Annotated in this window: 12 protein-coding genes; 4 read left to right on the top strand and 8 right to left on the bottom strand. The window is 66.9% G+C overall.

All coding sequences use genetic code 11. The features are described 5' to 3' along the window. The first annotated feature begins 97 nt into the window (after window positions 1-97). Together FFS72_RS05650 and mtr are read left to right on the top strand one after the other, a co-directional pair. Entirely contained in the window at window positions 98-1,105 is a 1,008-nt protein-coding gene (locus FFS72_RS05650) for an alpha/beta hydrolase (RefSeq protein WP_137873032.1), read from the top strand. After that, the gene (gene mtr / locus FFS72_RS05645) at window positions 1,102-2,490 is read left to right on the top strand and encodes a mycothione reductase (protein ID WP_137873031.1); all 1,389 of its coding nucleotides are present in this window, start codon (window positions 1,102-1,104) and stop codon (window positions 2,488-2,490) included. The genes FFS72_RS05650 and mtr overlap by 4 nt, the downstream gene beginning before the upstream one ends. 14 nt (window positions 2,491-2,504) lie before the next feature. On the opposite strand, the gene FFS72_RS05640 is transcribed toward mtr, so the two are convergent. The 5 genes from FFS72_RS05640 to FFS72_RS05620 all read right to left on the bottom strand — a co-directional run bounded on the left by FFS72_RS05640 (window position 2,505) and on the right by FFS72_RS05620 (window position 7,375). Continuing rightward, on the bottom strand, window positions 2,505-4,019 hold the full coding sequence (locus FFS72_RS05640) for an HNH endonuclease signature motif containing protein (protein ID WP_137873030.1): 1,515 nt from the start codon (window positions 4,017-4,019) through the stop codon (window positions 2,505-2,507). A 362-nt stretch (window positions 4,020-4,381) separates the two neighbouring features. Next, window positions 4,382-5,185, bottom strand: coding sequence for a CPBP family intramembrane glutamic endopeptidase (locus FFS72_RS05635; RefSeq protein WP_137873029.1), 804 nt, complete (start codon window positions 5,183-5,185; stop codon window positions 4,382-4,384). Window positions 5,186-5,314: 129 nt separating this feature from the next. Continuing rightward, window positions 5,315-6,031, bottom strand: a complete 717-nt coding sequence (locus FFS72_RS05630) for a transposase (RefSeq protein ID WP_137873028.1) — start codon at window positions 6,029-6,031, stop codon at window positions 5,315-5,317. A gap of 475 nt (window positions 6,032-6,506) precedes the next feature. Continuing rightward, window positions 6,507-6,860 carry a hypothetical protein gene (locus FFS72_RS05625; RefSeq protein WP_137873027.1) on the bottom strand — a complete coding sequence of 118 codons (354 nt, stop codon included), beginning with the start codon at window positions 6,858-6,860 and terminating at the stop codon, window positions 6,507-6,509. 44 nt (window positions 6,861-6,904) lie between these two features. Then, on the bottom strand, window positions 6,905-7,375 hold the full coding sequence (locus FFS72_RS05620; RefSeq protein WP_137873235.1) for a winged helix-turn-helix transcriptional regulator: 471 nt from the start codon (window positions 7,373-7,375) through the stop codon (window positions 6,905-6,907). Between the two features lie 131 nt (window positions 7,376-7,506). Between FFS72_RS05620 and FFS72_RS05615 the strand changes: the two genes are divergently transcribed. Continuing rightward, window positions 7,507-8,691, top strand: coding sequence for a thiolase family protein (locus FFS72_RS05615; protein WP_137873026.1), 1,185 nt, complete (start codon window positions 7,507-7,509; stop codon window positions 8,689-8,691). Window positions 8,692-8,735: 44 nt separating this feature from the next. After that, window positions 8,736-9,431 (top strand): SDR family oxidoreductase, encoded by a 696-nt coding sequence (locus FFS72_RS05610; RefSeq protein ID WP_137873025.1) that lies wholly within the window; start codon window positions 8,736-8,738, stop codon window positions 9,429-9,431. A gap of 13 nt (window positions 9,432-9,444) precedes the next feature. Here the strand turns inward: FFS72_RS05610 and FFS72_RS05605 are convergent, their stop codons facing one another. From FFS72_RS05605 to FFS72_RS05595, 3 genes are all read right to left on the bottom strand, one after another. Beyond that, window positions 9,445-10,473 carry an isopenicillin N synthase family dioxygenase gene (locus tag FFS72_RS05605; protein WP_137873024.1) on the bottom strand — a complete coding sequence of 343 codons (1,029 nt, stop codon included), beginning with the start codon at window positions 10,471-10,473 and terminating at the stop codon, window positions 9,445-9,447. A gap of 54 nt (window positions 10,474-10,527) precedes the next feature. Then, window positions 10,528-12,009: a SulP family inorganic anion transporter gene (locus FFS72_RS05600; RefSeq protein WP_137873023.1), complete on the bottom strand. Its 1,482-nt coding sequence runs from the start codon at window positions 12,007-12,009 to the stop codon at window positions 10,528-10,530. Between the two features lie 26 nt (window positions 12,010-12,035). Next, window positions 12,036-12,136, bottom strand: a 101-nt coding sequence (locus FFS72_RS05595) for an integrase core domain-containing protein (RefSeq protein ID WP_137873022.1), incomplete at its 5' end; no start/stop codon positions are given.

The raw sequence follows: 12,136 nt of genomic DNA, 5'->3' as shown, positions 1-12,136 counted from the left end.
GCAAGCGGATAGGTTACCCGCGCGTACCCGCGCAGTTCACCTCGCATCAATTGTGCTCCTCCGATGCGTCAGGATTGCACACGTAGGATTGTGATCTGTGACTACCTGGGCTCCCGACCTCCTCGGCGACGGCTACGAACAGACCACGCTCGCGCTCGGTGAGGATCCCGACGGCGAGGGCGAGATCGTCGCGACGCTCGTCCGCTACCAGCCGTCCGGCTCTGCTCCGCGGCGCAAAGCCGTGCTCTACGTTCATGGTTTCACCGACTACTTCTTCCAGAAGCACGTCGCCGAGCACTTCCACGATCAGGGTTACGACTTCTTCGCCCTCGATCTGCGCAAGTGCGGACGTTCTCGGCGTCCCGATCAGACTCCCCATTTCGTGACGGATCTCGCACTCTACGATCGCGAGCTCGACTGGGCCCTCGAGACGGTGCGTGAGCAGGTCCAGGGCGGTTCGGTCCTGCTGACCGCGCACTCCACGGGCGGGCTGATCCTGCCGCTGTGGCTGGATCGAGTGAACCGTCGACCGGGTGGCACCGCAGGCGCGGGCGTCGTCGGGCTGATCCTGAACAGCCCGTGGTTCGACCTGCAGGGCCCCTCGTACGTTCGCAGCGTCGGCACCGTCGCGATCCGCGCGATCGGACGCGTCAAGGACAAGCTCGAACTCAAACAGCCGCCCATCGACGTCTACGGGCGCACCCTGCACCGCGACCACGGCGGCGAATGGGACTACGACCTCGAATGGAAGCCGCTGCGCGGGTTCGGCGTCACCTTCGGATGGCTGCGCGCGGTCCGGCGTGGGCAGGCTGTCCTGCACCGCGGGCTCGACATCGGTGTTCCGTCGCTGGTCCTGCGGTCCAAGGCGACGCACTACTCCATGCGCTACACCGCCAGGTCGGAGGCAGCCGACCTGGTGCTCGACGTGCGGCAGATCGCCCGGTGGGCCGGATGCCTCGGCGACCGCACGACGATCGTGCCGATCGAAGGAGCCCGGCACGATGTGTTCCTGTCCCGGGAGCTGCCCCGCAAACAGGCATTCGACGAGGTGGACCTGTGGCTGGAATGGCTCGTGGGACACGGACTTTCGGAGGGACGGGCATGACGCACTTCGATCTGGCCATCATCGGATCCGGTTCCGGCAACACCATTCTCGACGACCGCTTCGCCGACATGAAGGTCGCGATCTGCGAGGGCGGCACCTTCGGTGGCACGTGCCTGAACGTGGGCTGCATCCCGACGAAGATGTTCGTCTTTGCCGCCGAGGTGGCGCGGACGATCCGCGAGTCCGCCCGCTACGGCGTCGACGCCCGGATCGAGAAGGTCCGCTGGTCCGACATCGTGGACCGGGTCTTCGACCGCATCGACCCGATCTCGGCCGGCGGTGAGCGCTACCGGCGTGACGGAAACCCGGGCACCACACTGTTCTCCGGGTACGCCACCTTCACCGGACCGAAGCGGATCCGCACCGGAAGCGGCGAGGAGATCACAGCAGACCAGGTCGTGATCGCCGCCGGGTCGCGGCCGGTGATCCCCGACGAGGTCACCCGATCCGGCGTTCCGTTCCACACCAACGACGACATCATGCGACTGCCGACGCAACCCGAGCACCTCGTGATCATCGGCAGCGGCTTCATCGCCTCCGAGTTCGCGCACGTGTTCTCGGCGCTCGGCAGCAAGGTGTCCATCATCGGCCGCGGGCCACGCCTGCTCCGCGACCTCGACGACGACATCTCGCAGCAGTTCACCGATCTCGCACGCTCGAAGTGGGATGTGCACCTCGGCAATCCGGTTGCCGAGGTTCGAGGCGACGCGGCGCGGGTCGAGGTGGTCCTCGCCGACGGCACCGTGGTCGCGGGCGACACCCTGCTCGTCGCCGCCGGACGCACACCCAACGGGGACCGGCTCAACGCACAGGCCGCGGGCGTCGATGTCGACGAGCGCGGACGTGTCGTCGTCGACGAGTTCCAGCGCACCACCGCCGAGGGCGTGTTCGCACTCGGCGACGTGTCGTCGCCGCATCAGCTCAAGCACGTCGCGAACCACGAGGCGCGGGTCGTGCAGGCCAACCTGCTGCGAGATGCGTGGAGCGCCGGCGCCGACCTGGTTCGCACCGATCACCGGTTCGTTCCGGCTGCGGTGTTCACCGATCCGCAGATCGCGTCGGTCGGACTCACCGAGGCGCAGGCCCGCGAACGGGGTCTGGACATCTCGGTGAAGGTGCAGCGGTACGCCGATGTCGCGTACGGGTGGGCGATGGAGGACGACGAGGGCCTGTGCAAGGTCATCGCCGACCGCGCCACCGGGCAACTCGTCGGCGCGCACGTGATCGGCGCGCAGGCGTCGACGGTCCTCCAACCCCTCATCCAGGCGATGAGCTTCGGTCTACCGGCCCGGGAGATGGCGTTGGGCCAGTACTGGATTCACCCTGCCCTCACCGAGGTCGTGGAGAACGCACTGCTCGGCCTCGACGTCTGCCGCGACGAATAGGACGGGCCCTTCTGTCAGGGGACGTCCTCGTCTCCCACATCACTCTGCCCGCCACGTTCTCGGCTTCTGTTGTGACGTAGTTCGGCTTCGCGCCGGGTGCGGGCGTGGTCGAGTATTTCGGCGATCAGTTCGCCGAGGTGGTGACGATGGTTGATCCGGGGTTCCCGGCGGGGGGCAATGTGTTTCGGCGCGGTCCACTGGGTCCGCCCGGCATGGCTGGTGCCATCTGGTGCGGTACCGGTTGCCCAGCCGCCTGGTCCGTCGCGGACGAGGGCGTGGCAGTGATCGCACGCGAGATCCAGATTGCCGATGTCGGTGCGACCACCGTCGCGCCATTCGGTGACGTGATGGACCGCGGTCATCGACGCCGGAGCATCGCACCCGGGACGAGTACACCCACCGGACGCGGCGATCAGCGCGAGCCTCTGGTCCGCGGACGCGAGTCGGCGGGCACGGCCGAGGTGCAGTGGCCGGCCGCGGTGATCGAACACCGCCAACACCGGATGTGCCTTCTCCGCCATCCGTAGCGCGTCGGCGATCGGGACGATGCCACCCGACGCGGTGGTGACGATCCCCTGCTCTTCCTCGATCTGCTGGACGCTCAGGGTGATGATTGCCGTGACCGGCAGCCCCCGATGACTACCCAACACTCCTGACGAGAGCAGATGACGGAGACCGGTTTTCAACGCGTCGTGATTGCGTTGTACGGCCGTGCGGGTGTCGCGGGCCGCGGCCTTGGCGAGGGCATCACGGTCGAGGTCCGGCGACTCCACGTCACCGGTGGGCGATTCGGGATCGTCGGAATTGTTCATCCCCGGCCGCGCCAACCTCGCGAGCACCGGCTCGAGCAACGCCCGCACCTCCGGATCCAACAAGCCCGAGATCGGTGTCATGAGGTCCGCACCCTGCTTCCCGATGCGGAGGCCGCGCATCCGGCGGCGGTCTCGGTCATCGGGGGCGTTGCCGTCGGCAGCGAGGTGTGCGAGCAGATGCAGCCCGATTCTGGTCACGTCTTCAGGGGTCGTGGAGCGGGCGGCGTCGGCCAGAATATGCTCGGCGACTTCGATCTTGTCGGCGTCGGTGCCGTGCGGGATCTTCCGCATCACCTGCGCGATCGCGCGGACATGGTCTGTTCCGATGGCACCTGCAGTCAGTGCGGCGGCGGTGTCCGGGAGGGTCGGTTCCATGGACTCGCCGGACATGGTGTGCCACACACCGGTTTTGCGTGCCCGCTTGACTCGTGCAGCGGCGTCGCCGCCGGAGATCCGCAGCGTCTGGATCAGGAACTCGGTGGTCGAGCGGCAGGCGAGGTTCCCCGGAATGGACCGTTCCACGGCCTCGACGACGAGCCGGTTCCCCACCGCCGCAGCTTTCCGCAGCGACACCTCCACCCGCTGCAGGGCTTCGACCACGGCGTCGTCGGACAAGCCGGTCAACCCCGCGCCCAGGAGTCCGTCCACGGCGGCATCGAGTGCGGCCAGGTGCTGTTCGACCCGGTCACCGCCCGAAACCTCAGAACTCGAACTCATGTTCGAAACATTACCGCGACCCACCGACAACTCTCGGTCGTCGGTCAACACTCGAACACCTACGAGATCTTGGCGTGGACAGCCGACCTGAGATCCTGTGTGTTCTGTCAAGCCACGGAGGTTTCGAACACCACCAGTGGCGAGGGTGTGGCGCGGTCCGGCAAGAGAAGCGTCGGGCCTCTCCAGGCTCTCGCCGCAGCCAGCCGTTGACCCTTTGCCGTGGCAGTCAGGGTGTCGTTCGCCATCGTGCCTGCGCTCTGTCCGCTGCGCGGCGTCGCTGGTGTTCCGCGCAGCGAATCGTGGATTAGAAGCACAGAGGGCGCCCGGGGTACGCTCCCGGGCCCTCGATTGTGGATTGGCGATCAGAGAGCAATCAATGCCGCGATGCCGAGGATGGACGGGGTGAACATCACCCAGTCATTGATGATGTGAGCGCCGGTGGAGACCCACAGGTTCTTCGTGCGGATGTAGGCCAGCGTCAGGACGATTCGGGCGCCACCGATGACGATCAATGCCTGCGCGAAGTTCCAGTCGTAGGTCGGAAGGTGCGCCGCCCCGAACCAGACCGCGCTGATCAGCCAGGCGAGGATGATCGCGGTCTTGCGGGACACTTTCGCCTTGGCGTAGAGGAAGTACAACAGCGCGAGGAACGGCAGCATCGTGAAGATTTCTTCGCCGAGCAGTTGGATGGCGGTGCCGACGTAGAACGCGGTGATGTCGAGCGCACCCTCGATACCGTCTGTCGCCTCGTTCGCCGATGCGCCGAACAGCGCCTTGACGATCAGACCCAGGATCAGTGACACGGCGATGTTGAGGGCGGCGAACCCGAACATGAGAAGCACGTCCCGGCCGGTGACCCGGCGAAACAGCGAAGTCCAGTGTTCCCTGGTGACCAGGGCGAGGACGGTCAGGGGGATCGCGACGAACAGAATTCGCGGAATCAGGTCGACGACGTCGTTCGGCGCCGGGATCAGAACGAGAGCGGCGAAGCCGACCGCGACCGAGGCCCACAGGGTGATCCATTGGCCGACCGACAGTGTTGTCGGCTTGCCGTTGTAGAAGGGGAAGTCGGCGTTGTCGTCGCGTTCGATCAGGTGACCGAATCGTTCAGTCGACGCTGCGGACTCGTGGCGAGGGTGTTCTCGAGTTTCGGGCACTTCGCTCATGTTCGTCTCCTCGGGCGTGATCCCGCGACGTGCTGGGTGTGGCTGATCCTTGCATGAGCCGGGGTCCGCTGCCCTTCGACAGCGCCGGGAGCCGCTACGCGCACTGCGCTTCATCGTGAAAGCCCGTGACTAGGCCGTCAGCGCCGCGCTCCGCTGCCTCTCGGTATCTGCACAGATCGTGCGCCACAACCGTTTCGCCACTTGCCGTTTCAGGCAGCGCATCGCCTCCCGTGAGATCTTACCTTCCGCCATTTTCGCTGGTGATAGGCATATCCGCCGCTGCTCGGCGTTCTGGCCTGTGTGACTGCGACGATGTGGATAGCCGAGTTCGTCGGCACTGACGATCTCGACGGGTGCGGTGCCACTGTAGTTCGCGAACGCGGCCTCGTTCGAGAACTGGGTGGGATCGCCGGTGCGGGCGAGGATCCGGGCTGCGGTGACGGTACCGACGCCGGGAATCTTCAGCGGCGTGGTGCCGCTGGCGGCGAGTTCGGTTTTGATGCGGGTGGTGATGTCCTCGATCTCGAACCGGGTCCGCCGCAGGTAACCGACGATGTCGAGGGCGACGTTCTTGCGCATCGCGTCCGCCGTTGTCCCGAGCAGGAACGCCTCGAGCTGGCGGGCGGCGTCCTCGGTGTCGAATTCACGTTCCATCCCGCCTGGGAACAGCTCACGCAGTAGTGCATGGAGCTGGTTGACGAGCCGGCCATTCTGCTTGACCAGGTCGATCCGGCGTTCGTCGAGGATCCGCCTCACATCGGTGCGCCCTTCCGGGGCGACCGGCCGGAAGTCGCCCTGGCTGAACGCCACACACGCCGACGCGGCCGCGTCGATGCGGTCATTCATCCTGCGCCCACCGCGGGAGAGCAGGAAGCTCCTCGGGCCACCCCCACCGTCTCCTGCGGCACGCTACGACCCGTCGGTTCGAACACGACGCCGCTCCGACATACAAGTCGGAAGCGTCGACCCGCACCGTTCAATCTGGGGGTTTACTGCTGTCGGTTGTGCATCGCGAGAGGGAACTAGCCTTCAAGCATCGACCGAAGAGGCTTCCAGAGACGCACAAGTAGATACCCATTTGCCGCGACCATCGCAAGGTACGGGACAACGAACAGTGCCGTTCCGATTATGCCTGCACCCGGCCAATCTGTGCACTGAGCGGAGCCTCGAGGCGCCGCCGGAAGTCTTCGCTCCTTGTGCGCCAGAGGCGTTTGGCGACTTGTCGTTTGAGGCAGCGCATGGCTGGGCATAAGGTCTTGCCTTCCCCACTTCGAACCAAAGCGCATGGCTCGTTGCAGTATTCGAATCAGGGCCTCAGCCCTTACTTGCCTGACGGTGAACCCCACTGTTGTCGGGCGCCGGCATCGATCTTCAGTGTCCACAAGGACACCACGATCAGGACGATGCCGAGGGAGGCGAGCGCAGTGGCTGTCCAGTCGACGACCCACGCGGTAGCTGTGATGCCGGTGCCCTCGATCCCTGTCGTGCATCGAGCGACGGGAATCGGCAGTGGACCGCGGCCCGTCACGTAGTCGACTCCATAGGCCCCGGGTCCGGGAGGTGCAGGCGCCGGCATGTGGTCGTAGCAGACCGTGTCGGGAGTCGATACGAGGAAGGCGAAGCCCCAGATCCCCAGTCCGACCAGGACGCCTACGCACGCTCGGATCCACCGCATCGTGCCATCACACCTCACGCGAGCAGGTGAGTGTGCGCGTACCACTAGTCGCGATTCACCCGCAGCCGCAGGTCGTCGAGTTTGACGTCGTCGCCTGCGTCGGTGCGCACGCGCACGCTGACGGGTGCGCCGGTGGCGTCGTCGACGACCTGCAGTGGCGCGCCGTCGCGTTGGAGGTACTTGTCGCCCCACTGCATGAGCGCAACCACGGCAGGCAGTAGGTCGCGGCCCATGTCGGTGAGGACGTATTCATAGCGGGTGCGCTGCCCCGGTTCGCGGTAGGGACTCTTGGCGAGCAGGCCCGCCTCGACGAGTTCCTTGAGTCGCGCGGAGGCGACGGCGTCGGTGATTCCGACGCGGCGCGCGAAGTCGTCGAAGCGCGTCGTTCCGTAGTAGGCCTCGCGGAGCAGCAGCATCGCGGACCGGGTGCCGACGATGCCCATGGCGCGGCTGATCGAGCACCGCTCGTCGGCGTCCCACGCCGAACGGTCCGCGAGGGGTCCCTGCAACTTCATCGCCACGAGCCCAGCCTACTGACTTCGGATATATGTAGCCAGCTGCGCGGCAGCTGGGTATGGTTTTGCATAGTTAGAACGTTTGAACTGCCAGAGGACCACCGGGTCCTCCGAACGGAGAAGGACACACGATGAGCATCAGCAGCACGAGGGACGCAGTAATCGTCGAAGCGGTCCGCACTCCCCTGGGCCGAGGAAAGGCCACCGGCGCCCTGCACGACGTACATCCGGTGGACCTGTTCGCCCACAGCCTCCGCGAGGTCGTGGACCGTAGCGGCATCGACGCGACCCTGATCGACGACGTCATCGGCGGCGTGGTCAGTGCGGTCGGCGAGCAGGGCTCCAACATGACCCGGCGGGCGACGCTCGCCGCCGGCTACCCGGAATCCGTGCCCGCGACGACCGTGGACCGGCAGTGCGGCAGCAGCCAGCAGGCCGTGCACTTCGCGGCGCAGGGCCTCATCTCGGGCGCCTACGACATCGTGGTCGCGGGCGGTGTCGAGTCCATGAGCCGCGTACCGATGGGCTCGAGCATGCTCGGGACAACCGATCCGAGCGGCGTGGCGTTCGCGGAACGCTATCCCGACGGCCTCGTCCCGCAGGGCATCAGCGCCGAATTGATCGCCGCGCGCTGGGGTATCACCCGCATGCAGATGGACGAGTTCGCGCTCGCGAGCCATGCCAAGGCCGCGGACGCGACGAAGAACGGATTGTTCGACGCCGAACTCAGCAGGGTCGGGGAGCTCCGAACCGACGAGGGCATCCGCGTCGGCAGCACGCTGGAGACGATGGGCGGGCTGCGTTCGGCCTACTACGACGAGGCGATGGCGCAGCGCTTCCCTCAGATCGGATGGAACGTCACGGCGGGCAACGCGAGTCAGGTCACCGACGGCAGTTCCGCACTGCTGATGACCACCAGCGAACGCGCGGAGCAGTTGGGACTGCGACCGCTGGCACGGATCCACAGTGTCGCGGTCGCGGGCGACGACCCGCTCTACATGCTGACCGCGGTCATCCCCGCCACCCGGAAGGTGCTCGAACGCGCGGGCCTCACTCTCGACGACATCGACCTGTTCGAGGTCAACGAGGCCTTCGCGTCGGTGGTGCTGGCCTGGGCGAAGGAGGTCGGTGCCGACCCGGACAAGGTGAACGTCCACGGCGGCGCGATCGCGCTCGGCCATCCGCTCGGCGCGAGCGGCGCACGCCTGATGACGACGCTGACGCACGCCCTGCACGAGCGAGGTGGCCGTTTCGGTCTCCAAACCATGTGCGAGGCAGGTGGATTGGCGAACGCCACCATCATCGAGCGGCTCTGACCGCGATCACTCACCGGTCTCACCCATCAACAGGAAGAACACCGATGAATCTGCAAGGACGCACCGTTCTCGTCACCGGATCCACCGGCGGACTCGGTCGCGAGTTCGTCAGCCAGTCCCTCGCCCGGGGCGCGAGCACGGTCTACGCCGCCGCGCGACGGGACCACGAATGGCACGACGATCGGGGCATCCCGCTGCGTCTGGACGTCACCGACACCGCGTCGGTGGCGTCCGCCGCAGCGGCGGCCCGTGACGTGGACGTACTCGTGAACAACGCCGGAATCACCGGCGCGGCATCACTTCTCGAATCTCCGATGGACGAGATCCGGAACACGTTCGAGACGAACGTGTTCGCCCCGCTCGAATTGGTTCGCACGTTCGCCCCGATCCTCGCGCACCGTGGCGGCGGTGCCGTCGTCGACGTGCACTCGGTGCTCAGCTGGCTCGCCGCACCCGGCGCCTACAGTCCGTCGAAGGCAGCGTTCTGGGGCGTGACGAACTCTCTGCGGATCGAACTGGCCGGGCAGGGCACACACGTCCTCGGGGCACACCTCGCATACACCGACACCCCGATGACCGCGAACCTCGACGTACCCAAATCGGACCCCGCCGTCATCGTCGGCCGCATCCTCGACGCACTGGAGGCCGGGGAGGACGAAGCGATCGCCGACGAGACGACAGCGGGATTCAGATCGGTTCTCGGACAGGCGACCACCGGACGGATCCCGAGCCGAACCTGACGGAGGACGGCGGTCATCCCCTAAGGACCGGCAGGTCCAGAAGGTCGCGGTGGTAGCGCTCCGTGACGTTGGGGTGCGCGCGCAGGCGGGACTTGAGGGCGTTGAGCCCGTAGCGCGCGTGGAGGGTGCCGCCGTGCTGATCCGAACCGACACCCGCTGCCGCTGCCGCCAGCTCGGGCGGCAGCGGCACCGTCGGCAGCTCCGCGTCGTAGCCGGGGTTGAGGAAGAAGGGCAGCGAAACGCGGTCGGTGCCCGCGGCGGGCGGCAGGACCCGGTGCACGGTGGCACGGAGGTAGCCGCCCGTCGCCACCTCGAGCAGTTCGCCGATGTTGACGAGGAAATGTCCGGGGATCGGGTCGACACCGAGCCACGCCGGTCCCCCGTCCGGGGTGCCGATGTCGACCTGGAACCCGGTGCTCGTCGCCTCCGGGTAGAGCAGGGTGAGCGCACCGACATCCTTGTGACTGCCGACGCCCTGCCCGGTGACCGAGCCGTCATGGCCTGGGTAGCGGGCGATCTTCAACAAGGGGTCCGGGTCGGCGAACGCGGCGTCGAAGAAGTCGGCCGGGGCCCCGAGCGAGGAAGCCCATCCGCGGATCAGCCGCAGGCCCGCGTCCTGGGCTTGGGCCATCCACTCCAGCGCCAGGGCGCGCAGTTGCGGGACGCCCTCGGGCCACAGGTTCGGACCGTGGAGGACCTCCCATGGACGGTCGGGATCGACCTGGTCGACGGCGGCGCGTTCGGGACCGATGTCGAGTTGCTCGCGCCAGTCGACGTAACCCTGCGTGCGTTCACCACCGACGCGCGTGTATCCGCGGAACTGCGGCGAGTGGGAGTTCTCGATCGTGAGCTTCTCCGCCTCAGGTAGGGCGAAGAAGGTGCGCGCGGTCGCGATCAGGTCGTCGGTGAGACGCTGATCGATCCCGTGGCCGGTGAGATGGAAGAACCCGATCTCGTGCGTCACCGTCCGCAATGCATCGACGTCGAGGTCTTCCAGATCGATGATCGGGAGCGACGAGGTGGGACGAGAATGAGCAGCCATCGGCCCAGGTTCCTTTCGCGTGTTACTCGACCTCAGGCTACGCCGCGGGGTCGATCACCCCAGCCGGCCGGACAACCGTTGGAGGCGATCCAGACTCGCCCCGTCGAGGCCGACGATGCGCACGGCCTTCCCGCGCTCCGCGTACTTGTGTTGCACCGTGTCGAGGGTCGCGACGGTCGAGGCGTCCCACACCTCGGCGGCGGTGAGGTCGATGACGACCGAGTCCGGGTCGCCGACGTAGTCGAACCGGTGCACGAGGTCGTTGCTCGACGCCCAGAACAGCTGGCCGGTGACCCGGTACACCCGTTCGTCGTCGCCACTCACGGTCACATCGGCCATGTGCGCGACGCGTCTGGCGAACGCGACCATCGCCGTCAGCACTCCCGCGATGACGCCGACCGCGAGGTTCTCGGTGGCGAGGGTGCCGACCACGGTCACGAGCATGACAAGGGTTTCGCTGCGCGGCATGAGTCGCAGGGTGCGCGGGGCGATGCTGTGCCAGTCGAAGGTGGTCGCCGCGATCACCACCATCACGGCCACGAGTGCCGCCATCGGGATCGCCCCGACGACGTCACCGATGGTCACGCACGAGACCAGTAGGAACAGTCCCGCGAGGAACGTCGAGATGCGGGTGCGGGCCCGACCTTCCTTGACGTTGATCATCGTCTGGCCGATCATCGCGCAGCCGCCCATACCGCCGAACAGTGCGCCTGCCATGTTCGCGACTCCCTGCCCCCACGCCTCGCGGGTCTTGTCGGAGGGCGTGTCGGTGATGTCGTCGACGAGCTTCGCGGTGAGCAGCGACTCGAGCAGGCCGACGAGGGCGAGGCCGAGCGCGAAGGGCGCGATGATCGTCAGCGTCTCCCAGGTCATGGGAACGTCGGGGATCATCCACGTCGGCAGCCCGGACGGCAACTCCCCCTGGTCGGCCACGTCGGGGACGTCCAGGTGAAAGAGGGTCACGACGCTGGTGAGGACGACGATCGCGATCAGCGGCGCGGGCACCACCGTCGTGAGCCTCGGGATCGCGACCACCATCAGGATCCCGCCCACGACGAGCGGGTACACCAGCCACGGCACGTCGATCAGGTGTCGCACCTGCGCGCTGAAGATGAGGATCGCGAGCGCGTTGACGAATCCGATCATCACCGACCGCGGGATGAAGCGGACGAGGCGCGCGAGTCCCCCTGCGGCAAAAGCGATCTGCAGTGCACCCGCGAGCCACACCGCGGCGATCAGGTAGTCGATGCCGTGCGAGGCGACGAGCGGCGCGACGACCAGAGCTGTCGCGCCTGCTGCCGCCGACACCATCGCGGGCCTGCCGCCGACGAAGGCGATCGTCATCGCCATGATGCACGACGTGTACAGCGCGACCTTGGGGTCGACGCCCGCGATGACCGCGAACGAGATCACCTCGGGAATCAGCGCGAGCGAGGTGACGAGGCCGGCGAGCACTTCGGTTGTCAGGCGTCGCGGGGATCGTACGGCCGCGCGTACCGAGGTGACGTCATGGGAAATGGGGCTGGTGTCGAGCACCGAAGGAGTCTAGGTGTACCCGGCCATCAGGTTGGTGTCAGGCGGCTGACCGGCGGGAGCCCTCCGAGTGCGCTGTGGCGTCGTCGAGTGTTGTAGTACTCGACCCAGGGCGCAAGTGCTTCGGCGC

The organism is Rhodococcus sp. Q (assembly GCF_005503035.1).
Classification (GTDB): Bacteria; Actinomycetota; Actinomycetes; order Mycobacteriales; family Mycobacteriaceae; genus Rhodococcus_G.
The sequence above is the reverse complement of the archived record's forward strand: the minus strand, read 5'-3'. Positions and strand labels throughout refer to the sequence as shown.